25 protein-coding genes and 9 pseudogenes are annotated in these 23310 nt (G+C 74.3%); 15 read left to right on the top strand and 19 right to left on the bottom strand.

Features of this window, described 5'->3' with window-relative positions; translation table 11 throughout:
* Positions 1-61 precede the first annotated feature (61 nt).
* On the top strand, positions 62-280 hold the full coding sequence (locus U6N30_RS04425) for a DUF4190 domain-containing protein (RefSeq protein ID WP_324276291.1): 219 nt from the start codon (positions 62-64) through the stop codon (positions 278-280).
* A 13-nt stretch (positions 281-293) separates the two neighbouring features.
* On the opposite strand, the gene U6N30_RS04420 is transcribed toward U6N30_RS04425, so the two are convergent.
* The 5 genes and pseudogenes from U6N30_RS04420 to U6N30_RS04400 all read right to left on the bottom strand — a co-directional run bounded on the left by U6N30_RS04420 (position 294) and on the right by U6N30_RS04400 (position 3672).
* Positions 294-521, bottom strand: a complete 228-nt coding sequence (locus U6N30_RS04420) for a hypothetical protein (protein WP_324276290.1) — start codon at positions 519-521, stop codon at positions 294-296.
* A 192-nt stretch (positions 522-713) separates the two neighbouring features.
* A complete protein-coding gene (locus U6N30_RS04415; RefSeq protein ID WP_324276289.1) occupies positions 714-1550 on the bottom strand; it encodes an HpcH/HpaI aldolase/citrate lyase family protein in 837 nt (278 codons plus the stop codon).
* Positions 1551-1555: 5 nt separating this feature from the next.
* Positions 1556-1666: pseudogene (locus U6N30_RS04410) on the bottom strand (CoA ester lyase); the annotation flags it as partial.
* Positions 1667-1832: 166 nt separating this feature from the next.
* Positions 1833-2645 carry a DMT family transporter gene (locus U6N30_RS04405; protein WP_422678024.1) on the bottom strand — a complete coding sequence of 271 codons (813 nt, stop codon included), beginning with the start codon at positions 2643-2645 and terminating at the stop codon, positions 1833-1835.
* A 91-nt stretch (positions 2646-2736) separates the two neighbouring features.
* A complete protein-coding gene (locus U6N30_RS04400; protein ID WP_324276288.1) occupies positions 2737-3672 on the bottom strand; it encodes a PhzF family phenazine biosynthesis protein in 936 nt (311 codons plus the stop codon).
* A gap of 25 nt (positions 3673-3697) precedes the next feature.
* Between U6N30_RS04400 and U6N30_RS04395 the strand changes: the two genes are divergently transcribed.
* The 3 genes from U6N30_RS04395 (at position 3698) to U6N30_RS04385 (ending at position 5445) form a co-directional block, all read left to right on the top strand.
* Positions 3698-4201 (top strand): PRC-barrel domain-containing protein, encoded by a 504-nt coding sequence (locus tag U6N30_RS04395; RefSeq protein ID WP_324276287.1) that lies wholly within the window; start codon positions 3698-3700, stop codon positions 4199-4201.
* A gap of 77 nt (positions 4202-4278) precedes the next feature.
* Positions 4279-4935 (top strand): magnesium transporter MgtE N-terminal domain-containing protein, encoded by a 657-nt coding sequence (locus tag U6N30_RS04390; protein WP_324276286.1) that lies wholly within the window; start codon positions 4279-4281, stop codon positions 4933-4935.
* A gap of 51 nt (positions 4936-4986) precedes the next feature.
* The gene (locus tag U6N30_RS04385; RefSeq protein WP_324278161.1) at positions 4987-5445 is read left to right on the top strand and encodes a DUF1003 domain-containing protein; all 459 of its coding nucleotides are present in this window, start codon (positions 4987-4989) and stop codon (positions 5443-5445) included.
* A 352-nt stretch (positions 5446-5797) separates the two neighbouring features.
* On the opposite strand, the gene U6N30_RS04380 is transcribed toward U6N30_RS04385, so the two are convergent.
* The 6 genes and pseudogenes from U6N30_RS04380 to U6N30_RS04355 form a co-directional block, all read right to left on the bottom strand.
* Positions 5798-6631, bottom strand: coding sequence for an outer membrane protein assembly factor BamB family protein (locus U6N30_RS04380; protein WP_324278160.1), 834 nt, complete (start codon positions 6629-6631; stop codon positions 5798-5800).
* A complete protein-coding gene (locus U6N30_RS04375; protein WP_324278650.1) occupies positions 6526-7131 on the bottom strand; it encodes a hypothetical protein in 606 nt (201 codons plus the stop codon). Before U6N30_RS04375 ends, U6N30_RS04380 begins: the two co-directional genes overlap by 106 nt.
* A gap of 125 nt (positions 7132-7256) precedes the next feature.
* Entirely contained in the window at positions 7257-7574 is a 318-nt protein-coding gene (locus tag U6N30_RS04370; RefSeq protein WP_324276285.1) for an AzlD domain-containing protein, read from the bottom strand.
* Positions 7571-7699 (bottom strand): hypothetical protein, encoded by a 129-nt coding sequence (locus U6N30_RS04365; RefSeq protein WP_324276284.1) that lies wholly within the window; start codon positions 7697-7699, stop codon positions 7571-7573. Before U6N30_RS04365 ends, U6N30_RS04370 begins: the two co-directional genes overlap by 4 nt.
* Before the next feature lie 170 nt (positions 7700-7869).
* Positions 7870-8264: pseudogene (locus tag U6N30_RS04360) on the bottom strand (AzlC family ABC transporter permease); the annotation flags it as partial.
* A 49-nt stretch (positions 8265-8313) separates the two neighbouring features.
* Positions 8314-8697 carry a hypothetical protein gene (locus tag U6N30_RS04355; protein ID WP_324276283.1) on the bottom strand — a complete coding sequence of 128 codons (384 nt, stop codon included), beginning with the start codon at positions 8695-8697 and terminating at the stop codon, positions 8314-8316.
* Between the two features lie 249 nt (positions 8698-8946).
* Between U6N30_RS04355 and U6N30_RS33235 the strand changes: the two are divergent.
* Positions 8947-10097 (top strand): annotated as a pseudogene (locus U6N30_RS33235) (Mrp/NBP35 family ATP-binding protein).
* A gap of 707 nt (positions 10098-10804) precedes the next feature.
* Here the strand turns inward: U6N30_RS33235 and U6N30_RS04340 are convergent.
* The 3 genes and pseudogenes from U6N30_RS04340 to sigE form a co-directional block, all read right to left on the bottom strand.
* Positions 10805-10891 (bottom strand): annotated as a pseudogene (locus U6N30_RS04340) (twin-arginine translocase TatA/TatE family subunit); the annotation flags it as partial.
* Positions 10892-10999: 108 nt separating this feature from the next.
* Positions 11000-12436: a S1C family serine protease gene (locus U6N30_RS04335; RefSeq protein WP_324276282.1), complete on the bottom strand. Its 1437-nt coding sequence runs from the start codon at positions 12434-12436 to the stop codon at positions 11000-11002.
* A gap of 723 nt (positions 12437-13159) precedes the next feature.
* On the bottom strand, positions 13160-13738 hold the full coding sequence (gene sigE, locus U6N30_RS04330) for an RNA polymerase sigma factor SigE (RefSeq protein WP_324276281.1): 579 nt from the start codon (positions 13736-13738) through the stop codon (positions 13160-13162).
* A gap of 164 nt (positions 13739-13902) precedes the next feature.
* Between sigE and U6N30_RS04325 the strand changes: the two genes are divergently transcribed.
* A complete protein-coding gene (locus tag U6N30_RS04325) occupies positions 13903-14460 on the top strand; it encodes a hypothetical protein (RefSeq protein WP_324276280.1) in 558 nt (185 codons plus the stop codon).
* Entirely contained in the window at positions 14376-14627 is a 252-nt protein-coding gene (locus U6N30_RS04320; RefSeq protein WP_324276279.1) for an O-methyltransferase, read from the top strand. Before U6N30_RS04325 ends, U6N30_RS04320 begins: the two co-directional genes overlap by 85 nt.
* Before the next feature lie 81 nt (positions 14628-14708).
* Here U6N30_RS04320 and U6N30_RS04315 read toward each other — a convergent pair whose 3' ends face one another.
* Complete coding sequence (locus U6N30_RS04315; protein ID WP_324276278.1) at positions 14709-15224, bottom strand: 2'-5' RNA ligase family protein; 516 nt, start codon at positions 15222-15224, stop codon at positions 14709-14711.
* 69 nt (positions 15225-15293) lie between these two features.
* A pseudogene (gene glgC / locus U6N30_RS04305) lies at positions 15294-16513 on the bottom strand (glucose-1-phosphate adenylyltransferase).
* Positions 16514-16666: 153 nt separating this feature from the next.
* On the opposite strand from glgC, the gene U6N30_RS04300 reads away from it, so the two are divergent.
* The 7 genes and pseudogenes from U6N30_RS04300 (at position 16667) to U6N30_RS04275 (ending at position 20831) form a co-directional block, all read left to right on the top strand.
* The gene (locus U6N30_RS04300; protein WP_324276275.1) at positions 16667-17020 is read left to right on the top strand and encodes a glycosyltransferase; all 354 of its coding nucleotides are present in this window, start codon (positions 16667-16669) and stop codon (positions 17018-17020) included.
* Positions 16984-17844, top strand: a complete 861-nt coding sequence (locus U6N30_RS04295) for a glycosyltransferase (RefSeq protein WP_422678023.1) — start codon at positions 16984-16986, stop codon at positions 17842-17844. Before U6N30_RS04300 ends, U6N30_RS04295 begins: the two co-directional genes overlap by 37 nt.
* A gap of 281 nt (positions 17845-18125) precedes the next feature.
* Entirely contained in the window at positions 18126-18929 is an 804-nt protein-coding gene (locus U6N30_RS04290) for an ABC transporter substrate-binding protein (protein WP_324276274.1), read from the top strand.
* Between the two features lie 14 nt (positions 18930-18943).
* A pseudogene (locus tag U6N30_RS33230) lies at positions 18944-19291 on the top strand (iron chelate uptake ABC transporter family permease subunit); the annotation flags it as partial.
* Between the two features lie 13 nt (positions 19292-19304).
* Positions 19305-20027, top strand: a complete 723-nt coding sequence (locus U6N30_RS04285; protein WP_324276273.1) for a FecCD family ABC transporter permease — start codon at positions 19305-19307, stop codon at positions 20025-20027.
* Between the two features lie 88 nt (positions 20028-20115).
* Positions 20116-20289, top strand: a pseudogene (locus U6N30_RS04280) (ATP-binding cassette domain-containing protein); the annotation flags it as partial.
* Between the two features lie 113 nt (positions 20290-20402).
* On the top strand, positions 20403-20831 hold the full coding sequence (locus U6N30_RS04275) for an ABC transporter ATP-binding protein (RefSeq protein WP_324276272.1): 429 nt from the start codon (positions 20403-20405) through the stop codon (positions 20829-20831).
* 62 nt (positions 20832-20893) lie between these two features.
* On the opposite strand, the gene U6N30_RS04270 is transcribed toward U6N30_RS04275, so the two are convergent.
* The 3 genes and pseudogenes from U6N30_RS04270 to U6N30_RS04260 all read right to left on the bottom strand — a co-directional run.
* Positions 20894-21151 (bottom strand): 5-oxoprolinase subunit C family protein, encoded by a 258-nt coding sequence (locus tag U6N30_RS04270; protein ID WP_324276271.1) that lies wholly within the window; start codon positions 21149-21151, stop codon positions 20894-20896.
* 172 nt (positions 21152-21323) lie between these two features.
* Positions 21324-21668 (bottom strand): annotated as a pseudogene (locus tag U6N30_RS04265) (5-oxoprolinase subunit C family protein); the annotation flags it as partial.
* A gap of 174 nt (positions 21669-21842) precedes the next feature.
* A pseudogene (locus U6N30_RS04260) lies at positions 21843-22216 on the bottom strand (carboxyltransferase domain-containing protein); the annotation flags it as partial.
* A gap of 291 nt (positions 22217-22507) precedes the next feature.
* On the opposite strand from U6N30_RS04260, the gene U6N30_RS04255 reads away from it, so the two are divergent.
* Positions 22508-23305 (top strand): hypothetical protein, encoded by a 798-nt coding sequence (locus tag U6N30_RS04255; RefSeq protein ID WP_324276269.1) that lies wholly within the window; start codon positions 22508-22510, stop codon positions 23303-23305.
* Positions 23306-23310 lie beyond the last annotated feature (5 nt).

The raw sequence follows: 23310 nt of genomic DNA, 5'->3' as shown, positions 1-23310 counted from the left end.
GCCACCGGGGTACGGACCGCCACCGGGTTACCCGCCCGTCCACGTCCGGCCGACCAACACCATGGCGATCCTGGCCCTGGTCATGGCCTTTGTCTTCGCCCCGGCCGGGCTGATCCTGGGCATCGTCGCCCGCAAGCAGATCCGTCAGACCGGCGAGGACGGCGACGGCCTGGCGCTGGCCGGGATCATCGTCGGGGGCATCGTGACGGCGATCTTCGTGCTGATCATCCTGCTCTGGATCATCGCCTTCGCCGCGCTCAGCAGCAACGGCTTCAGCTGAGGTCCCGGTCCGGCTAGATCTCGCCCACGAGCACCCGGCCCAGCGTGTAGATGTAATTCGGGATCTTGCCGTGCTCGAACCCGACGCTCTGGATGCTCGTGGTGTCGGCCTCGGGGTCGTAGATGATCTGGATCACCGGCTTGCCGCCCGATGCCACCAGCATCGCCTGGATGGTGGCGTCGGCTTCCCGGATGATGACGCCGTCGGTCATGGCCCCACTCCTCGCCCCCGCTATGAGCACGGACGGTCCTTCAGCGGACACGGTCCGCGCGCGGGTCTCGCACCACAACCCTCCCGATGGCCGCCGGACGGCTCCGCGACGGGTCGTCACCCGGCGTTTGCGGACGGTTCGGTATCGAGTTTCCTACGGACACGACGCCGGCGGCCGCCGGGATCCCCGGACGACCGCCGTCGCTGCGTCAGCTGGAGCGCTTCACGCCTCCGGCGGGGTGAAGGACGACGTCCGGTCCATGCCCGCGGCGCGGCCCTTGCCGGCGATGACCAGCGCCATCTTGCGGCTGGCCTCGTCGATCATCTCGTCGCCGAGCATCGCCGAGCCCTTCTTGCCTCCGGCCTCCGACGTCGCCCAGTCGTAGGCGTCGAGGATCAGCTCGGCGTGGTCGTAGTCCTCCTGGGACGGCGCATAGATCTCGTTGGCCGCGTCGATCTGGCCCGGGTGCAGCACCCACTTGCCGTCGAAGCCGAGCATCGCCGAACGCTTGGCGACCTCCTCGAACGCCGGCACGTCGCGCACCTGCAGGAACGGCCCGTCGATCGCCTGCACACCGCGGGCGCGGGCGGCCATGAGGATCTGCATCAGGATGTAGTGGAAGGGGTCGCCCGGGTAGTCGGGGTGCAGGGCCCCGACCACCAGCGACTTCATGTTGATGCTGGCCATGAAGTCGGCCGGCCCGAAGATGATCGTCTCGATGCGGTCACTGGCGAACGCGATGTCGTTGACGTTGATCAGGCCCTGCGCCGTCTCGATCTGCGCCTCGATGCCGATCCGGCCGACCTCGAGGCCGTTGGCCTTCTCGATCTGGCTGAGCAGCATGTCCAGCGCCTTGACCTGGGCGGCGTCCTGGACCTTCGGCAGCATGATGCAGTCCAGGTTCGCGCCGGCGCCGCCGACGACCTCGAGCACGTCCTGGAAGGTCCACTCCGTCGTCCAGTCGTTGACCCGGACGGTGCGGATCTTCTCGCCCCAGCCCCCTCGTTCAGCGCGGCGACGATGTTCTTCCGGGCGCCGGGCTTGGCCAGCGGTGCGCACGCGTCCTCGAGGTCGAGGAACACCTGGTCCGCCGGGAGGCCCTTGGCCTTCTCCAGGAACCGGGGGTTGCTGCCCGGGACGGCGAGATTGGAACGACGGGATCGGAGCTCGGCCACGGTGCCTCTCTTCGTGCAGACGACGGCGTCTTCAGCTACCGGAGAGTAGCCAGGGCGCTTCGGCCTCGCTCACCCGGAGTTGATCATCGGGTTGTTGCCGTCCCCTGCGGCGCGTCGGCGCGTGTCTCCGGCAACAAGTCGATGATCACGGCCGGGTCGGCGACTTTCAGGTGCCCGCCTCCACCAGGGTCTGCGGCCGGCTGGCCCGCACGACCAGGGCCACCCCGACCACCACCAGCGCGACCCCGGGGAGGGCCAGCAGCGGCGGCACCTGCCCGAGCAGGACGAGCGCGAAGAGCAGCGCCCCGGGGACCTCGAGGAGGATGGCGAGGCTCACGACCGTCGGGCCGACCGACGAGAGCACCAGGTTCAGCAGCGTGTGCCCGAACAGCTGCGCGGAGACGGTGATGCCCGCGATCAGCCACCAGTCCCGGGCCTCGAACCCGCCCAGCGGTGCGTCCACCAGCAGCGCCGCGACCGCGATCACGACGGCGCACACCGAGTAGCAGACGACGGCGTAGGCCGAGGTGGCCAGCCGCCGGCGGGCGCGCGCCCCGGCCAGCACGTACCCACCGGCGCAGATCGCCCCCAGCAGGGCCAGCGCGTCGCCCGCCAGCGCCTCGAGGCTCACCGTGACGTCCACGCCGACGATCAGCACGACGCCGGCGAACGCGATCAGCAGGCCCCACCACACCGCGGCCGGTAGCCGCACACCCGACACCCGGGCGGCCAGCGCCGTCCAGATCGGCGTGGTGGTGACCAGCGCGACCGACGCAGCGACCGTCGTCATCGACAGGCTGGGCAGCCACGCGGCGAAGTGCGCCGCGAGGAACAGCCCTGCGACGACGGAGCTGCGCAGGTCGCGCCCGCGCAGCCCGGTGAGCGTCGAGCGCTCCCGGGTCAGCAGCACCGGCAGCAGCGCGGCGGCACCCGCGGCGTTGCGCCAGAACGCCAGCGCCAGCATCGGCGCGGTGACCATCGCGGTCAGCGGGGCCGACAGCGAGACGCCGACGACGGCGAGGGAGAGCAGGCCGACGTCCCGCGTGCCCGGCCGGTGCAGCGCCCAGGCGTCAGCCGTGGCCCCGCCCAGAGGCTCGGTCCGAGCGGAGCGAGGGTGAGGGGGCGGGGTCCTTCGTCATGCGGGCACGCGGATGCGGCCACGCGCGATCGGGACGACGTCCCCGCGCACGGTCGCTGCCACGGCACGGTCGCCGGCAGCGGTCACGGTGCACTCGAGCACCGACGGCCGACCCAGCTTCTCCCCTGCCGGACGACGTAGGACGACGTCCCCTCGGACGCCAGCAGGCCGCTCTCCACCAGCCAGACGCCGGTGCCCAGCGCAGCCGAGCCGGTGGCCGGGTCCTCGCCCCAGCGCAGGTCGCCGGCGAACACGCGGGCGTAGGCGGTGGAGGTCGCGGCATCCCAGGACAACACCGAGACGCCCTCCCCACGCCGAGCGCGTCCAGCGTCCGCTGGTCGGGGACCGCCCGGTCGACGGCGCCGGACCGCACCGACAGGTAGGCGAAGGGCAGACCGCACCCCGCCACGTCGGCCGGCACGCCGGTGACGTCGGTCTCGCTCAACCCCAGGGCCGCGGCCAGCTCGGCGGGCGGCGGCCCGTCCTCGAGGGTCGGTCGCCCGCCGGACAGCGTCGCGCCCCGGTCGTCGACCAGCAGGTCGAGCACGCCTGCCCCGCACTCCTGCCGCACCGTTCCCGCAGGAAGCCGTCCGGTCCGCACCAGCGTGTGCGCCGCACCGACGCTCGGGTGCCCGGCGAAGGGCAGCTCGGCGAAGGGCGTGAAGATGCGCACCCGGTAGTCGGCCCCGGGCTCCGTCGGGGCGCAGAGGAACGACGTCTCCGACAGGTGGAACTCGAAGGCGAGCGCCTGGCACTGGGCGGTGGTCAGGGCATCGGCGCCGAACACGACGGCCAGCGGATTCCCGGCGAACGGCCCCGGCGCGAACACGTCGACGATCTCGTAGTCCAGCTCATCCCGGGACGGCACGCCGCCGACGGTAACCTCAGCCCCCGTGACGACGGCGAGCAGGGCGTATGTCTCCCGGCTCGCCGGGTTGACCGTGTTCGACCCCAACGGGGACCGGGTCGGGAAGGTGCGCGACGTGGTGATCGCGCTGCGCGTCGGCACCGCGACCCCGCGGGTGCTCGGCATCGTGGTGGAGGTGGTCGCCCGCCGCCGGATCTTCATCCCCATGGGCCGCGTCACCGCCGTCGACCCCGGTGCGGTGATGCTCGCGTCGGGCACCCTCAACCTCAAGCGGTTCGAGCAGCGGGGCGGCGAGACGCTGGTCCTGGGCGAGCTGCTGGACCGCACCGTCCGCATCGTCGAGTCCGGGAAACCGGCGCACGTCGTCGACGCGGGCATCGAGCAGACCCGCACCGGCGACTGGGTGCTGTCCCGGGTCGCCGTCCAGGAGCCGGGGCGGCTGGGGCGCCGCGGCCAGCTGCACCAGCTCTCCTGGGACGAGGTCGAGGGACTGGCTCTCCCCAGACCGGTCAGGGCGCGGAGACGCTGATCGCCACCTACCGCGAACTCAACGCCGCCGACGTCGCGCACGCCCTCCAGGAGCTCCCGGTCAAGCGGCGGCACGAGGTGGCCGAGGCCCTGGACGACGAGCGGCTGGCCGACGTCCTCGGGGAGCTGCCCGAGGACCTCCAGGTGACCATCCTGGGCACCCTCGACGAGCGGCGGGCGGCCGACGTCCTCGAGGTGATGGACCCCGACGACGCCGCCGACCTGCTGGCCGAGCTCTCCAACGTCGACCGCAACCGGCTGCTCGAGCTCATGGAGCCCGACGAAGCCGAGCCGGTCCGCCAGCTGCTCAAGTACTCCGAGGACACCGCCGGCGGCATCGTGACCAGCGAGCCGGTGATCCTCGCCCCGGACGCCACGATCGCCGAGGCGCTGGCGCGGGTGCGCGAGGAGGAGATCACCCCGGCCCTGGCCAGCCAGGTCTACGTGTGCCGTCCGCCGTCGGCGACGCCGACCGGGCGCTACCTGGGGCTGGCGCACATCCAGCGGCTGCTGCGCGAACCCCCGTCGTCCCTGGTCAGCGGGGTGCTCGACGACCTGGAGCCGCTGCGTCCCGAGGCGCCGCTGGCAGAGGTCACCCGCTACTTCGCGACCTACAACCTGGTGGCTGCCCCGGTGGTGGACGCCCAGGGCCGTCTGGTGGGAGCGGTGAGCGTCGACGACGTGCTCGACCACCTGCTCCCCGACGACTGGCGCGAGCGGGCCCGTCGTGGCTGACGCCCCCGTCTTGACGTCCCGCGGGGGCAGGCGCGCCGGTTCGGCAGCTTCCTGCGGCTGAACCCCGACGCCGTCGGCGCGTTCGCCGAGACGATCGCCCGGTTCCTCGGCACCGGGCGTTTCCTGGCGGTGCAGACCATCCTCGTGATCGCCTGGATCGCGCTGAACGTCTTCGCGGTGAGGCTCCGCTGGGACCCCTACCCGTTCATCCTGCTGAACCTGGCCTTCTCCACCCAGGCCGCCTACGCCGCACCGCTCATCCTGCTGGCCCAGAACCGGCAGGCCGATCGCGACCGCGTGCAGGCCGAGGAGGACCGCGCCCGCTCGGCCGCGGTGCGCGCGGACACCGAGTACCTGGCCCGGGAGCTGGCCTCGCTGCGGGTCGCCGTCGGCGAGCTCGCCACCCGCGACTTCATCCGCAGCGAGCTCAACCGGCTCACCGACGACGCCACGGACGACGGCGAGAAGCGCGAGAAGAAGGGGAAGAAGCGGCGCGACCCGGTCCCCTGACACCGGATCCCGCCCCGGGAACCGCTGAGTCAGCCGGTCACGGTTCGCAGCACGTCGAGCAGCCGGCCGGCCACCGCGGTCGCCCCCGCCGGAGCAGCGGCCGGTCGGGAGGTCGGCCTCGGCCGGCTCGCCGTCCATGCGGTCGATCGCCGCACGCACGTCCGCGAGCGAGTACTGATCCATGATCAGCGGTCCTCCGGTCGGCTCCGGGCCGCGGAAGGACGGGACGTCCCGGACCGGCTCTGCGCAGCGGCGGTCTGGTCGTGCGACGACGGTCCGCCTACCGGCAGACCCACCAGCTGCGTGGCGTCGTCGTCACGCCGGCACCCTGGCCCGGTCGCCGCCGGACGGGTCAGGTCCCGGGAACGCGGAAGCCGACCACCATCCCGGACATCGACTGGGCGACGACCGTCCCCGACGAGATGGCGACCCCGCCGTAGAACCCGCGCTGTCCGACGGGCAGCTCGTAGCGGAACAGGGACGCCGTACCGCGACCGCTCGCCCGGTACCCCTCGACCGATCGCACCCCAGTTCCGTCGGGCCCTGGATCGGCGATCAGCCACACGGTGCCGCCGGCTCGCGCGGGCGTGCCGGGATTCTCGAGCGTGGACGTCGACCAGAGCACGGCGCCGGTCGACGCCGAGAGGCGCACCAGCACGCCTCGCTGCGTCATGCCGTCCCCGTAGTCGAAGTAGGTCGCGAAGAGCGTGCTCCCGGATGCGCCGCCGATCCTCGGCGCCCGGCCGTCGGCCCCCGGTGGCGAGGTCTTGGACGGCCCGAGCTCCCGGTTCCACAAGACCGGGCAGGTGACCGCTGCGCAGCCGGCCGCGTCCACCGCGGTGACCCCGCCCGCCCGGGCGACGAACACCCTCCCCGCAGCGACCACGGGCCTGCCCGCCGCCGGCGCGGACCACAGGGAGCGCCCGGAGGCCGCGTCGTACGCGCCGAGTCCCTGCGTGGTGCCGACGTAGGCGACGCCGCGAGAGGTGGCCGTCCCGTACCACTGGTGCAGGAGGCGTTCACCCCGGAGGGCGAGAGGGACCGTCCACAGCGGCGCACCGTCGGTGAGGCGGAAGGCGTTCACGGCGTTGTCGGCACCGGCGACGAAGACCCGGGTTCCGTCGGAGACCACCGGACCGGCGCCGTGGACGTCGTTGCCCGACCAGCTGTGGCGGCGCGGGGGCAGGTCGCGGGTCCAGGCGATCCGCCTGGCGGCGAGGTCGACGGCCACGACGCCGTGCGGACGGCCGAACCCCTTGAACGACACGATGGCGAGGAGCGCGCGGCGTCCACCGTCACGCCCTGCTCGTAGAAGGCGTTCCCCGGCAGCGCGAGTGTCCAGGCCACCGCGCCGGTGCGCGCCGACCGCACCTCGAAGGTGCTCGCGGGGCCCGCCGAGCCGGTGTCCCGGACACGGAAGACCTGCCCACCGACCACGGTCGGAGCGACGAGCGGTCCACCGTTTCCGTCGACCGTCCAGGCCACGCGCGCCCGTGCCGCGTTGGCGGCGGTGATCACCGATTCGCCCGGGTTGGTCGACGCGTTGGCCCCACCGGCGGTCTCCGACGACCATGCGTCCGCCGGCGCCGCACCGGCCGGGGTGCTGCTGAGCACACAGGCCGCAGCGACGGCGAATGCCGCGAGGCGCAGCCCGGTCCGGCCGGATCGATCGGTGCGTCCGCGCACGCCTGCCTCCACTCCGTGGCCAGGCGGCACCGCCCGGCGGGACGGCACACGGTGGTGCACTGCGAACCAGGCCGGCAATGCGGAATTCCGACGTTCACCCGCTCGGGGCAACCACCGGCCGGACGTCACCCGGTGAGCGAGTGCACCAGGGCGCCCGCTGCCCCGGCGAGGACCAGCACGACGATGAACGGCGCCCGTAACGCCAGGGCGAGGGCCGCGACGGCGAGCCCAGCCAGCCGGCCGTCGACGACGAGCTCCTGCCCGGAGGTCAGCGCCTGCACCGCCACCAGCGCGGCGAGCAGCGCAGCCGGCACGAAGTCCACGATGCGGGCCACCCAGGGCTGCTCCACCCAGGACGCGGGCACCGACAGCCCGGCGAGCTTGAGCAGGTAGCAGCCGGCCGCTCCTGTGACCACCGCCGCCCACAGCGCCGTCCCGCTCACGCCGCCACCTCCCGCGGACGCGGGCGCCCCGCCAGCGCGACCGCCACCACCGCCGCGACCACCTGGACGCCGGCCGGCACGAACGGGGTGAGCGCCAGGGCGACGACGGCGCCACCGATCGCCACCCGCAGTTGGACCCCGCCTCCGGAAACCCCTTCCGAAGCCGCGGCCACAACAGCGCGAGGAACGCGGCCGGCACGACGGCGTCGAGAGCGGCCAGCGCCGGGCCGGTCAGGGCTGCGGCGCCCAGCGCGCCGATCACCGTGGTGACGTTCCACATCACGAAGATCGAGGCGCCACCGGCGAGGAAGGCCAGCCGGGCCAGCCGGCTGTCGGGTGCAGCGATCGCCAAGGCCGTCGTCTCGTCGATGACCCAGTGCGCCGTGCCCAGCCGTCGCAGGGGCCCGCGCGGCTGCAGCAACGGGACCAGCCGCACGCCGTAGACGGTGTTGCGGGTCCCGAGCAGCAGGGCGCTGCCGACGGCGGCGAGCGCGCTGCCCCTGCCCCGAGGACGCCGACCATCGCGAACTGGGAGGCGCCGGTGAACATGAGCGCCGACATGGTGACCGTCTGCCAGAGATCGAGGCCCGCGGCGTCGGCGGCCGCTCCGAACGCGGCGCCGTACAGACCGACCGCCACGCCGAGCCCGATCGCGTCGCGGAGCACCGTCGATCGGGTGGGGGCGGACATGTCTGGCGACCCTAACGACGCGCGGGTCGGTGGTGCCGTCCGGAAGGGATCAGCGGCCGGTCGCCGCCAGCGCCTCCAGCAGGTGCGCGTGCAGCCGCTGGGCCGGCCCGAGGAGTTCCGCGACCTCGTCCGACTCGCCGTCCGCGGCCGCGACGGCCTCGTCGAGCAGGTGAGCAGCCGCGGCCAGCTCGCGCTGCACCACGATGCCCGGACCCGACGTCAGCGCCACGCCCGGCTCCACGCCGAGGGCGCCCGCCGCCCGCCGGGCGAGGGCCGCGAGCGACAGCAGGGCGCGCCCGGCCGGCGTCCGGCTCGAGTAGCGGTCGGCGGCGTCGTCGGCCACGTCGAGGAGGACCTCGGCGAGCAGGACGCCGAGGACGTCGGTGCTGGGCGTCCGGGCGCTGCCGGGCTGCTGGAGAAGTGTCGTGGTCATGGCGACGACGATCGTTCTGAGGGGCTCCTCCCGGCATCGGTCGACCGGGCAGTTCCGGGACGCGGCGACCCCTAGGGCGGAGCGCTCGGCGTCTGAGGGGCCTCAGGTGCGGATGCGGCCCGGATCACCCTCCGGCCCACGGCCACGCCCGTCGCCCGCCGTACAGTGGCAGGCGACCCGATCGCGCAGGTCCACGCCGTCGACGGCCACCGCCGACCGGGGTCCCCGTCGAAGGAGACACACGCAACGATGTCCGACACGCTGACCGGCTTCCCGGCCCTCGACGCCGTCACCGCCGCTCTGGCCACCGTCCAGGACCCCGAGATCAACCGCCCGCTCACCGAGCTCGGCATGGTCAAGGACGTGCAGATCGGCGACGACGGGTCCGTCCGCGTCGAGGTCTACCTGACCGTCTCGGGCTGCCCGATGCGCGAGACCATCACCAACCGCGTCACCCAGGCCGTCTCCGCCGTCCCCGGCGTGACGTCGGTGTCTGTCGTGCTCGACGTGATGAACGACGAGCAGCGCGCCGAGCTGCGCAAGGTCGTCCGCGGCTCCGACACGGCCGAGCCGGTCATCCCGTTCGCCCAGCCCGGCTCGCTCACCCGCGTGTACGCGGTGGCGTCGGGCAAGGGCGGGGTCGGCAAGTCCAGCGTCACGGTCAACCTCGCAGCCGCCCTGGCCAAGCGCGGGCTGTCGGTGGGCGTCGTGGACGCCGACATCTACGGCCACTCGGTGCCGCGCATGCTCGGCGTCGAGGAGAAGCCGACCCAGGTCGACAACATGATCATGCCGCCTCAGGCCTACGGCGTGAAGGTCATCTCCATCGGCATGTTCACCCCGGGCAACACCCCGGTCGTGTGGCGCGGGCCGATGCTGCACCGCGCGTTGCAGCAGTTCCTCGCCGACGTGTGGTGGGGCGACCTCGACGTCCTGCTCATGGACCTCCCCCGGGCACCGGTGACGTCGCGATCTCGGTGGCCCAGCTGGTGCCGAACGCCGAGATCCTCGTCGTCACCACCCCGCAGCTGGCCGCCGCCGAGGTGGCCGAGCGCGCGGGCGCCATCGCCACGCAGACCCACCAGCAGGTGGTCGGGGTCGTCGAGAACATGTCCTGGCTCGAGCTGCCGGACGGCTCGCGCATGGAGATCTTCGGCTCCGGCGGCGGCGAGGCGGTCTCCGACGCGCTGACCAAGACCCTGGGCGCCCGGGTGCCCCTGCTGGGCCAGATCCCGCTGGACACCCGGCTGCGCGAGGCCGGTGACGCCGGCGCGCCGATCGTGCTCGCCGAGCCCGATTCGGCCGCCGCACAGGCGCTGGAGAGGATCGCCGACGGGCTCGCCGTCCGCCAGCGTGGGCTCTCGGGCATGTCGCTGGGGCTGACCCCGGTCAAGCGCTGAGCTGATCCCACCCGCTCCAGGGGCCGAAGCGCGGCGGCTGGTGGGGGCGGCCCGTCAGCTCGTGGAAGCCGTCGACCGCGGCGACCCGCACGACGCCGTCCCACAACCGGCAGGCCGGCAACGGTGAGCACCTCCTCGAAGGCGACCCAGCTGCCGGCCTCGTGCCCGAGTCGGCCGTCGGCGTCGTACAGCGCCAGGAGCGAGGGCACGCCGTACCGCTCGCGGAGGACGGCGAACACCCGGACCGGCAGCATCAGCCCCTCCGGATCGCCCTCGGGGGTCGTCGTCGCGGCCCTCGCCGAGCACGGTGAGGCACTCAGAGCTGGCGCAAGCCGTCCCGACGAGCGGAGGGCCGGAGGCCTCCCCGAGGAGGGACGGCGGGGCTCGACGCACCCGGGCACGGCCCCTGGGCCGCGGTGTCGTCCGGAGGACGACAGATCACGTGGCGTCGGGGTCGAACGGGGGCGGGACGGCGCGGTCCCGCGGCCGGGCGACGACCGGTGCGGCGGCAGCGGCGCTCCCCGGTGGACGGTGGGCCCGTCCTCGTCGCCGAGCAACTGGCTCCGGATGAAGGTCTTGGGGTGGTACTTGCGCAGGTCGAGATCGCGGAATTCGGGCAGGTCGTCGCCGAGGGACTCGTTCACCTGCTCGCGGATCCCGGTGATCGCGGCCCGCACCCGCTTGAGCCCGGACGCGGCATCCTTGGCCAGATCGGGCAGCCGCTCGGGACCGAAGATGAACAGCGCGGCCAGCGCGAGGACGATGATCTCGCTCCAGCCGATCGAGTCGAACACCACCGCTCCCGTCTCCCGGGCCGCTCCCCGCAACCTGCCCCAGCGTAGGCGGCCCCGTCCAGGGGCCCGCCCTGAGCTCGCGAAGGGTGGTGAGGACGGGGTCCTTCGTCAGGCCGCGTCGAGCGTGGCCTCGACCTCGACGGAACCGCCCCCGCGCACGACCTCGACGGTCACGGTCTCGCCCGGGTCGAAGGCGTCGATGGCGACGACCAGCTCCTCCGAGCTGCCGACCCGTTCGCCGTCGACGGCGATGACGACGTCCTCCTCGCGGATGCCCGCCGAGTCCGCGGCGCTGCCGGGCTCGACGTTCAGGACGAGGGCGCCGTCGCGCGTCCCGTCGGTCACCGAGCGCGTGTTCACCCCGAGCGAGGAGTGCACGGCCGACCCGGTGGAGATCAACTGCTCGGCGATGTCGCGGACGGTGTCGACGGGGATGGCGAACCCCAGCCCGATGGATCCCCCGGCCCCGGTGGAGGCGATGGCGGTGTTGATCCCGACCAGTGCCCCGCTGGCGTCCACGAGCGCGCCACCGGAGTTGCCCGGGTTGATCGGGGCGTCGGTCTGCACGGCGCTGATGACGGCGTTGGTGTCGCTGCCCTCGCCGGCCAGCCGGACCGGGCGCTCCAGCGCGCTCACGATGCCGCTGGTCACGGTGCCGGCCAGGCCCAGCGGCGAGCCGATGGCGACGACGGGGTCGCCGACGACTACGTCGGCGGAGTTGCCGAGGGACGCCGACACCAAGCCAGGCTTCTCGACCTTGAGGACGGCGAGGTCGCTGGCCGGGTCGCGGCCGACGATGCGGGCCGCCGAGCCGCTGCCGTCGAAGAAGACCGCCCGGATCTCCGCACCCTCCACGCCCTCGGCGCCGGAGACGACGTGGTTGTTCGTGACGATGTAGCCGTTCTCGCTGTCGACGACGACGCCCGAGCCGGTCGCACCGGCCTGGCCCACCCGCACCTCGATGGAGACGACCGCCGGCATCACGTTGTCCGCGATCTCGGAGACCGACCCCGGTTCCCGGGTGATGCCGGGGTCGACCTCGGACAGCTGGGTGCCGGGCGCGAGCAGGGGCGTCTCGTCGTTGGCCTTCGTCAGGTACCAGCCGATGCCACCACCGACGGCGCCGACGAGGAGCACGGCGAGCAGCGCCAGCGCCGACAGCCGCACCGACAGGTCGCCCAGCCGCACCTTCTTGCGGCCCTGGGGGTCGACGACGATGGGTCCCGGCTGGGCGGCCTCGTCGTAGACGGCCGGCGCGCCGAGCGCGACCGGGGCGTAGGGATCGCGCCACGGGTCGCTCGGCGCATCGGGCTTCCACCACGGTCCGGTGGCGGTGCGTCGGCGACCGGGCCGGCCGCCCGGGGGTTCCTGGAGCCCGCGCTGCCCGGTGCCCTTGGGCCCGAAGGCGCGCAGCAGGGCCTCGGCCGGGGGTGGTGGCACTGGCCGGGGCGGCGGGGTGGGCCGCCCGCCGTCGAAGCCGCCGTCGGCGGTGGCCGGCCGTCCGAAGGCCGCTTCCTGTCCCGCCGTCGGCTGCGGCGCCGACACCGGCCGGGGCGGAAGCCGGTCGGGGACGTCCGCGAAGGCGCCCGCCGCACCCGTCGGCCGGGCGAAGACCGCCTCCTCGCCCGCAGCGGCGCCGTCCGCGGGCGGACCGGAATCGCCGCTGGGGCGCTGGGCGGAGGCGCTCAGGGGTTCCGCCCTGGGCCGGTGGCGTGCTGCCGTTGCCGACGGTCACCGTGCGCACGACCGGCGGGACGACCTCGGTGCGCTGCTCGGGAGCAGACGGTCCGGCCACCGGGGCGCGCGTCCCCGTGTCGGGCGCGCCGCTGGCCGGGAGGTTCAGCGCGAGGGCCGTCACGCCCGCGCCGAGACCGATCATGGTCCCGGCGAGGCCGCGGCGCAGCCAGCGCGCCTGGCCGGGCCGGGGCGTCCGCTCCGAGCGCTGCAGGTCGACCGACCAGGCACCGGAGGTGCCGCTGACGGTGAGCCCCTCGGGTCCGGCGGCCACGGTGCCGAGCCCGGGCCCACCCGGTCCCGCGACATCGGTGGTGAAGGGGATGGCGCACAGGCGCGACATCAGGTCGCCGGGCACGGCGACGTCCCGCGATCCGTGCAGCGCCTCCTTCGCCTCGCGCTGGGCCTCGACGGACAGCCGGCACTGGAGGCAGCCGGAGAGGTGCCGGGCGGCGCGGGCAGCCGGCCCGGAGGGCAGTTCACCGTCCACGAGCGCGGCGATCGCCTCCTGCGCCAGGTGGCTCTCCGGGATGCTCATGCCGGCGCGCCACCCGTTTCGACGACGGAGCGGCCGGGGGCGAGGTGGGCGAGGGCCTGGCGCAGCTGCACGCGGCCACGGTGGATCCGGCTGCGGACGGTGCCCAGCTTGATGTTGAGGGTCGCCGCGATCTCCTCGTACGTCAGGCCTTCGATGTCGCAGAGGACGACGGCGACGCGGAACTCCGGTGACAGGGCGTCGAGCGCCGCCTGCACCTGCGGGTCGAGGTGAGTGTCGGCGTAGACCTGCTCGGGGCTCGGCGCGGTGCCGGGCAGGCGCTCGGTGTCCTCGGGCAGCGCGTCGAACCGGATCCGCTGCCGGCGGCGGACCATGTCCAGGAAGAGGTTCGTGGTGATCCGGTGCAGCCAGCCCTCGAAGGTCCCGGGCGAGAAGTCGGCCAGCGAGCGGAAGACGCGGACGAACGTCTCCTGCGTCAGGTCCTCGGCGTCCTGCGGGTTCCCCGAGAGCCGGTAGGCCAGCCGGTAGACGCGCGCGGAGTGGTCGCGGACGACCTGCTCCCACGTCGGCGCGACCCAGGCCACCTCGGGCGCGGGGCTGTCGGCAGGCTCGGACACGCCCCCAGGATCGCAGACCGCAGGGCCCGACACCTCCCCGGTGTGGGTGGGATCGGCGGTCGCGGCTCGCTTCAGGCGCACATCGTGATCAACGGACGGCGACGGTGCCGGTGTTCCCGCCCACTGCGGCTCGCAGGAAACCCACAGGTTCGAGGTCCGCGCCGGTGCTCCTCGACACCCCGGCCGGGCGCCCGCCCCGCCGCTGGCGCCCGGGCCACTACCCTCGGCCGGTGATGAGCGCCGAGCAACCGCCGCCGGGCGGCGGCCCCGAGGGCGCCGCCTACGCCGACAGGTTCGCCGTCGAGACGCCCGAGATGGTGGCGGCCCGCGACCGCGTCGCCCGTCTCCCCGGCTCCCGTCCGGTCGCGCCTGCGGTCGGTGCGACCCTCGCCGTGCTGGCGGCCGGGGCCGGGGCGCGCTCGGTGGTCTCGATCGGCAGCGGCGGTGGGCTCGCCGGGTTGTGGCTGCTCCGCGGCATGCGCACCGACGGCGTGCTGACCGCGCTGGACGGGGATCCCGAGCAGCTGCGCGCCGCCCGTGCCGCCTTCGCCGACGCCGGGGTGGCCCCCAGCCGGGCGCGGCTGATCTTCGGCACACCCGGCGAGGTGCTCCCCGCCTCTCCCCCGGCGGCTACGACATGGTCGTCTGCGACGGTCCGCCGCGGGACTACGCCGACCACCTGCCGGCTCTGCTCGACCTGGTGCGGGTCGGTGGGACGCTGACCTGCCACGGGCTCCTCGTCGGTGGCCGGGTCGCGGACCGCACCGCCCGCGATCCGCAGACGGTCGCCGCCCGGGAGATCGCCCGCACCGTCCGCGAGGACGAGACCCTGCTGCCGGCCGTGCTGCCCATCGGCGACGGCCTCCTGGTCGCCACCAAGCGCAGCTGACGCCCGGCCGAACCGATCACCGGGCGCTGATGCGCGGTTCCGGCCCGCAGAACTGCGCATCCGCGCCCATCGTCGCCGGCGTCAGACCGCGGCTCGGTGGAACGGGTACTCGCTCACCGGTTCCCACGGGCCGCCGAGGTAGCGCCACAGCCCCAACCCGCGGGCGCGGACGTCGTACGGCACGAACTCCGCGAGCAGCCGCTCGTGCAGCGCCCGGGCGACGGCGGGCGGCACCTTGTTCTGCACCGTCACGTGCGGGGCGTGCCGCTGCCGGTCCTGCGGCGTGAGCCACGGCTGCCATGCCGCAGCCAGTCCGCTGCGCACCGCAGCCACCTCGGGTGAGTCGAGCGCGTAGGCGACCCCGCGACCGAGGAAGCGCACCCCGGTGACGACGACGACGAAGGACGGACGATCGGCGGCAGCTGCGAGGTCGGCACGGACGGCGTCCAGGTGCTCCCCGGGCACGGCGTGGAACAGCGTCACGTGCGCGGCGAGATGGTTGCGCTCCGCCGGGAAGTGCTCGACGCGCAACCGGTCGAACCGCGCCTGCGCCTCGTCGTCCAGCAGGAGAGTGACGATCAGCGGCTCAGACGACATCTACCGTCTGATTCCGCGCCTCGGTCCGCTCCTCGCTCGTTCCTCGCTGCGATGCTGCCGAGGCTGGCATCAGACGACGGCTCGGGCACCCTTGCCCAGGACGGTCACGCCGCCGTCGCTCACGTGGTACTGCTGGCGGTCGGTGACCGTGTCGACGCCGATGCGGGCCCAGGGCGGCACGACGACGTTCTTGTCGAGGATCGCGCGGCGCACGTAGGCGCCCTCGCCGATGTGCACGCCGTCCATCAGCACGCTGTCCTCGACCCGGGCCCCCGCTCCACGCGCACCCCGGGCGAGATCACCGAGTTGTGCACCGAGCCGCCCCCGATGATCGCGCCGGCACTGACCATCGACTCCTCCGCGCGGCCGCCGAGGACGAACTTCGCCGGCGGCAGCTGCGGCGGGAGGGTGTAGATGGGCCAGCGGTCGTTGTAGAGGTTGAAGACCGGCGTCACCGAGACCAGGTCCATGTGCGCGTCGTAGTACGCGTCGATCGTCCCGACGTCGCGCCAGTAGCCGTGGTCGCGCTCCGAGGCGCCCGGGACGATGTTCGTGCTGAAGTCGTAGACCCAGGCCTCACCGGCGTCGGCCAGCATCGGCATGATCGAGCCGCCCATGTCGTGCACGGAGGTCTCGTCCTCGGCGTCGGTACGGAGCGCCTCGAGCAGGGCGTCGGTGGTGAACACGTAGTTCCCCATGGACGCGAAGCTCTCCTCCGGCGAGTCCGGCAGACCGGGCGGGTCCGCCGGCTTCTCCAGGAATCCGCGCACCTTGCCCTCGGCCGTGGCGTCGATGACCCCGAACTCGGTCGCCTCGCGCCGAGGGACCCGCAGGCCGGCGATGGTCACGCCGGCACCGGTCTGCAGGTGCTGGTCGACCATCTGGCCCGGGTCCATCCGGTAGACGTGGTCGGCACCGAAGACGACCACGATCTCCGGGCGCTCGTCGTAGATGAGGTTCAGGCTCTGGAAGATCGCATCGGCGCTGCCGGTGTACCAGCGCGGCCCCAGCCTCTGCTGGGCCGGCACCGGGGTGATGTAGTTGCCGAGCAGCTGCGACATCCGCCAGGTCTGGGTGATGTGCCGGTCCAGGCTGTGGCTCTTGTACTGCGTCAGCACCGCGATCTGGCGGATCTCGGCGTTGACCAGGTTGGACAGCACGAAGTCGATCAGCCGGTAGTTGCCCCCGAACGGCACCGCAGGTTTGGCACGGTCCGCCGTCAGGGGTGAGAGCCGCTTGCCCTCGCCGCCCGCGAGGACGATGCCGAGAACCCGTGGACCGCCGCGCATGCTGGCAACGTAGCCGCTGAGCTGTGCTTCCGCGCCTGCACGGCCTCCAAACCGCCCCTAGGGTGAGCGTGTGCGCATCGGCATCGTGACCCGCGAGTGGCCGCCGGACGTCTACGGGGGGCCGGTGTCCACATCGAGCACCTCGTCGCGGCGATGCGGTCCCTCCCAGGGGCCCCCGACCTGGACGTCCATTGCTTCGGCGAGCCCCGGTCGGACGCGACCGCGCACGCCGTCCCGGCCGGGCTGTCCGAGGCCAACGGTGCGCTGCAGGCCGTGGGCGTGGACGTCGAGATCGCCGCAGCCCTTGCAGGCGTGGACCTCGTGCACAGCCACACCTGGTACGCCAACGGCGCGGGGATGCTCGCCGCGCTGGTGCACGGGGTGCCGCACGTGGTCACCGCGCACTCCCTCGAGCCGCGCCGGCCGTGGAAGGCCGATCAGCTCGGCGGGGCTACCGCCTCTCGTCCTGGGTGGAGCGCAACGCCTACCTGGCCGCCGACGCGGTGATCGCGGTCAGCCACGGCATGCGCGCCGACGTCCTCGACGCCTACCCCGACCTGGACCCGGCGCGGGTGCACGTCGTCGGCAACGGGGTGGACGCCGAGGCCTACCGCCCGGTCGAGGACCCCGACGTCATCCGCGGCCTGGGCGTCGACCCCGACCGCCCGTACGCGCTGTTCGTCGGGCGGATCACCCGGCAGAAGGGCGTCGGCCACCTGCTGGCCGCCGCCGAGCAGCTGCCTCCGGATGCCGGCCTCGTGCTGTGTGCCGGCGCCGCCGACACCCCGGGCGAGCGGCAGCAGGTCGCCGAGGCCGTCGAGCAGCTGCAGAAGCGCCGCAGCGGCGTCGTGTGGATCGAGGCGATGCTGCCGCGCGAGCAACTCGTGCCGCTGATCACCGGCGCGACGGTGTTCGTCGTCCCGTCGGTCTACGAGCCCCTGGGCATCGTGAACCTGGAGGCCGCCGCCTGCGGGACGGCCGTCGTCGCCAGCGCCGTCGGCGGCATCCCGGAGGTCGTCGACGACGGCCGGACCGGGCTGCTCGTGCCCTACGACCCCGCCGACGTCGCGAGCTTCGAGGCGGGGCTGGCGGCCCGCGTCGCGGAACTGCTGGCCGACCCCGCCGGGCGGCCGCCATGGGCGCGGCGGGCCGGGAGCGGGTGCTCGCCGAGTTCGGCTGGCCGGCGATCGCCCAGCAGACCGTCGAGGTCCACTCCGCCGTCCTCGCCGCCCGCCCGTAGGGCCGCTGGTACCTTTCCCCGCCGGCCCGTGCGCCGGCGGCGCAACGGCAGCGAAGTCCGGTGGAAACCCGGCGCTGTCCCGCAACTGTGATGGCCGCTCGCGGCCTGAGCCAGATCGCCTGCCCTGCGCCATGCAACCGACCCTCGCGGCAAGGGTCGCGCATCGGGCGTCGGGTCAGCTCGTGGGCGACGCTCGCCGCCTCCTGTGGAGGCACTCCTTGTTCGGCTCCCCCTCGCGCGACGCGGTCGACGTCGCGCGCCTTCCTGGCCCTCCCGGCCGCCCTGGTCCTGGCGCTCTCCGCCTGCGGCGGATCCCCGCCCGAGGACGACGGGGCCGCGGCGTCCTCCTCGTCGACCGGGGGCGCCTTCCCGGTGACCGTGACCGGTGCCGACGGTGAGCTCACCCTCGACGAGCAGCCCGAGGCCATCGTCTCCCTGTCCGCGTCGGCGACCGAGATGCTCTTCGCCATCGGCGCGGGGAACCAGGTCGAGGCCGTGGACGACAACTCGAACTTCCCGCCGGAGGCGCCGATCACCGACCTCTCCGCGTTCACGCCGAACGCCGAGGCCATCGCCGAGTACGCGCCCGACCTGGTCGTCCTCAGCAACGACCAGAACGGGATCGTCGACGCCCTGGACGCGCTCGCGGTGCCGACCCTGCTGCTCGAGGCCGCCGAGACCATCGACGACACCTACGAGCAGCTCGAGACGCTGGGCGATGCGACCGGGCACGCGGAGGAGGCCGACGAGGTCGTCGCCGACGTGCAGGACCGGATCGACGCCGCGGTGGAGTCCGTGGGCTCCGACGCGGAGGGGATGAGCGTCTACCACGAGCTCGACCCGAGCTACTTCTCCGCCGGCAGCAGCACGTTCATCGGCAGCGTCTACGCGCTCTTCGGCCTGGAGAACATCGCCGACGAGGCGGCGGCCGCCGCCGGCGGCTACCCCCAGCTGTCGGCCGAGTACATCGTCAGCGAGCAGCCGGACCTCATCGTGCTCGCGGACACGCTCTGCTGCGCGCAGACCGCCGAGACGGTCGCGCAGCGGCCGGCCTTCGACACCGTGCCTGCCGTGCAGGAGGGTCGGGTACTGGAGGCCAGCGACGACATCGCGTCCCGCTGGGGTCCCCGGATCGCCGACTTCGCCGAGTCCGTCGCCGAGACCCTGCAGGGCTGAGGACGGAACAGGCGATGACGACGACGACGCCCGGCACGGCCGGCACGCAGGTGGCCGTCCCGCCGCGCGGCCGGCGGCCCTGGCTGGCGATGGGTGGGGCGGGCCTCGCGCTCGTCCTGGCCATGCTGGCCGGCGTGTGGGTGGGGGCGCTGCCCCTGCCCCCGGGCGCCGTCGTCGTCACCCTGCTCGACCGGCTCCTCGGTCCGCTCGGCGCCGAGATACCCGGCGGGCTGGCGGGCACCCAGGCGGCGGTGCTGCTGGAGCTCCGGCTGCCGCGCGTAGTGCTCGCGGTCCTCGTCGGCGGCAGCCTGGCCATCGCAGGCGCGGCCTACCAGGGCGTCTTCCGCAACCCGCTCGCCGACCCCTACCTGCTCGGTGCCGCCGCGGGCGCGGGCCTGGGCGCCACGCTCGTCATCGGCTACTCCCCGTCCAGTCGGTGGGCCCGGTCGGCGCCGTGCCCTCGCGGCCTTCGTCGGGGCGCTGGTCGGCGTCGGCTGCGCCCTCGCGCTGGGGGCGGCGGCCGGCGGCTCGCACAGCCCCACGCTGCTGCTCGCCGGGATCGCCGTCGCCGCCTTCCTCGCCGCCGCCCAGACCCTGGTGCAGCAGCAGAACACCGACGACCTGCGCGAGATCTACGGCTGGCTGCTCGGCCAGCTCGGCAGCTCGCGGTGGTCCGACATCGCCCTCGTGCTGCCGTACCTCGCGGTGTCCTGCACCGTGCTGCTCGTCTGCGGCCGCGCCCTGGACGTGCTCGCGGTCGGCGACGACGAGGCCAGCTCCCTGGGCGTGCACCCCGGCCGGCTGCGGCTGGTCGTCATCCTCGCCGCCTCGCTCGCGACCGCGTCCGCCGTCGCCGTGAGCGGTCTCATCGGATTCGTCGGGCTCGTCGTGCCGCACATCGTGCGCCGGTTCGTCGGTGGCTCGCACGCCAGGGTGCTGCCGATGTCGCTGCTGGTCGGCGGCGCATTCCTGGTGCTCGCGGACCTGGTGGCCCGCGTGGTTCTGGCGCCGGCCGAACTGCCCATCGGCGTCGTCACCGCCTTCATCGGGGCGCCCTTCTTCGCCGGGCTGCTCTGGGCCGGGGCGCGGCGGCGGTGAGCCGGGGACGCAGGGTCGCCCCGCGGGCCCCGGCACGGGCGCCCGCGTCGAGGTCGTCGGGCTCACCGCGGGCTACGGACGCACCCGGGTGCTCGAGTCCGTGCGCCTGACCATCGAGCCCGGGGGCTGGCTGGCGGTCATCGGGCCCAACGGGTCGGGCAAGTCCACGCTGCTGCGCTCGATGCTGGGGTTCCACCCGCACGAGGGCCTGGTCCGCGTCGACGGCCTCCCCACCACGGGGATGGCGCGCAGGAACCGTGCCCGCTGCCTGGCCTACGCCCCGCAGACCCCGGTCCTGCCGGAGGCCGTCACGACGCAGGACTACGTCACGCTGGGGCGCACCCCCATCGCCCGCTGCTGTCGGCTCCTCGCGGCGTGGACCGGCAGATCGTCGCCGACGTCATGGACCGGCTCGGGCTCGGGCCGATGGCCAGGCGCCCGCTCAGCACCCTCTCGGGCGGGGAGCAGCAGCGCGCCGTCCTGGCACGGGCGCTGGCCCAGCAGCCGCGGGTGCTCTTCCTGGACGAGCCGACCGCCGCGCTGGACCTGGGTCACGCCCAGCAGGTGCTCGACCTGGTGGACCGGCTGCGCCGGCAGGACGGGCTGACGGTGGTGAGCACCCTCCACGACCTGACGCTGGCCGGTCAGTACGCCGACCGGCTGGCGCTGCTGTCCGAGGGCCGCGTCGTCGCCGACGGCACCCCGGCCGAGGTGCTCACCGCGCAGGCGCTCAGCACGCACTACGGCGCGCGGGCCGAGGTGGTCCACGGGCCGTCCGGGCCTGCCGTGCTGCCGGTGCGATAGCACTGCGATCCTCGCGGATCGCCCCGCGACCGCACGCCGTCCCCCAGGCGTGGTGAGCCCCTTCACGACCCCGCGCGGAAGCGCAGCCGGTCCCCGGGTCGCAGTTGCGCCGCCGCCGGCAGGTCAGCGGTCGCCACCACGGCGAGGACGGGGTAGCCGCCGGTGACGGGGTGGTCGGCGAGGAAGAGGACCGGCGCCCCGTCCGGTGGCACCTGGACCGCGCCGGGGACGAGCCCTTCGCTCGGGAGCTCGTCGCCCCTGGCGCGTTCCAGCCTCGGGCCGGAGAGCCGCAGGCCGACACGGTCGCTGTCCGCGGTCACCGTCCAGTCCGCCGACGTGAGCGCCCCCAGGCTGACGGGTCCAGCCAGTTCCGGCGCGGTCCCGGCAGCACCCGCAGCACCGGCCGGGACGACGGTGGACCCACGGGGGCGACATCGACGAACGGCTCCTCCCCGTCAGGGCACCCACCGGCAGCACGTCGCCGGCCCGCAGCGGGGGCGGGTCCAGACCCGACAGCGTGTCGGTGCTGCGCGAGCCCAGGACGGGCGGGACGTCGATGCCCCCGCGCACGGCGAGGTAGCTGCGCAGCCCCACGGCGGGGACGCCGAGACCCAGCGTGCGTCCCGGCGCCAGGGAGAAGGGCGCGTCGAACGGGGCGGCCCGGCCGTCCACCGTGACCGGCGCCGGTGCGCCGGTCACCGCCACGAGCAGGGTGCGCCCGGCACGCACCCGCAGGCCGCCGGCGGTCACCTCCACGACGGCGGCGGTGCCGTCGTTGCCGACGAGCCGGTTGGCGAGCGCGGCGGAGGCACGGTCTGCCGCCCCCGAGCGGGTCACCCCGATCGACGCCCAGCCGGGGCGCCCGCCGTCCTGGACGGTCGACAGGGGTCCGGAAGCCAGCACGGCGAGCACTCAGCCCACCTCGAGCAGCCGCACCCGCACACCGGGCGCCAGCAGCGCCGGCGGGTCGCGGTCGACGTCGAAGAGGACCGCGTCGGTCCGGCCCACCAGCTGCCACCCTCCGGGCGACGCGCGCGGATAGGCGCCGGCGAAGGGCCCTGCGAGCCCTACCGAGCCGGCCGGCACCCGGGTGCGCGGGGTGTCCCGGCGGGGGACGTGCAGGTCCTCGGGGAGCCCGGCGAGGTAGCCGAACCCGGGCGCGAAACCCCGAAGGCCACCGTGAGCTCCGCGGCCGTCAAGGCGGCCACCAGGCCGGCCACGTCGCGCGAGGTCAGTGCGGCCACCTCGGCCAGATCGGGGCCGTCGAAGACGACGGGCAGGTCCACGACCGGCCCCGGCTCCCGCCCACCGGCCGGGTCCGGCGCCACGCGCCGCAGGGTCGCCACATCGAGGTCGGTCGGCGCGCGCTCGAGGACGACCAGCACCGTCCGAGCGGCCGGCACCAGCTCCACCTGCCCGGGGAGGGGGACCGCTCCAGCGCGGCCCGGATGCCCGCGACCGCCGACGGGTCCGGAACCTCGACCAGCAGCGCCCGGTCGCCGCACGGCAGCACCGCCGGTCCGGCCCCTGCGCGCTCCGCCATGGCTCCATGATCGCTGCCGGTCCGGTGGTCTGACCAGCGACGGCGCGCGAGCCGGAGGCGCTGGCGTCCCTCGGTCGGGCGACCACCGGCACGCCGGCGAGACAGTCACCCGCGCGCTCACGACGATGTACCGGTGCGCTCGCTGCGAACCGTCGCCCTGCTCTTCGTCGCCACCGGCGTCCCGTTCGGCCTGTTGTCGGGCGCTGCCGCCGGATTCGTGATCGATTCGGCGAGGGCAGGCCTCGCGACGGGCATCGGCGCCGGACTCGTCTTCGGCGGCCTCATGGCCGTCCTCCTGGGCTCGCTGGACGCGGTCGCCGACCGTGCCCCGCAGGACGCACGGCGCGGTCCGCGGCAGGACACGACGGTGCCGGTGCGCGGGGGCGCTGACCTGCCCGACCGGATCGTCGCCGTCCTCCGGGGCCTGCCTGCCGAGATCCGGGAGGCCGACGTCGGTGCGGGCCGGTACCGAGCCCGCACCCGGTGGTCGTGGAAGAGCTTCGGCGAGGAGGTCACCGTGCAGCTGACCGGCGATCCGTCCGCTCCCCGGGTCGTTGTCTCGAGCCGACCGGTGATCGCCACCACCGTGGTCGACTACGGAAAGGGACGGTCGAACGTGGCCGAGGTGGCCGACGCCCTTCGCCGGGGGCACTGCCCGACGGGTGATCGTGGCCCGGCGGCCGGACAATCGGGCGTGACCATCGCCGGCCGGTTCGACGCCGCACTGGACGACGTGGACGAGTCCGGGCTCCGCGGGCCGGAACTGCTGCCCGTCCGGCTGGCCCGCGCCTGCGCCCGGACGCTGCGGGTGGACGGGGCGGGGATCAGCCTCGTCGACTCCGCGCAGCAACGGGTGCCCTCGGCGCGAGCTCCGACGAGGCGGCCGTCGCCGAACGGCTCCAGTTCACCGTCGGCTCCGGGCCCTGCATGACGGCA

The sequence above is a fragment of the Blastococcus brunescens genome (genome assembly GCF_035320885.1).
GTDB classification, from domain to species: Bacteria; Actinomycetota; Actinomycetes; order Mycobacteriales; family Geodermatophilaceae; genus Blastococcus_B; species Blastococcus_B brunescens.
Note: the sequence above shows the minus strand (reverse complement) of the source record. Positions and strands in the feature narration are given on the sequence as shown.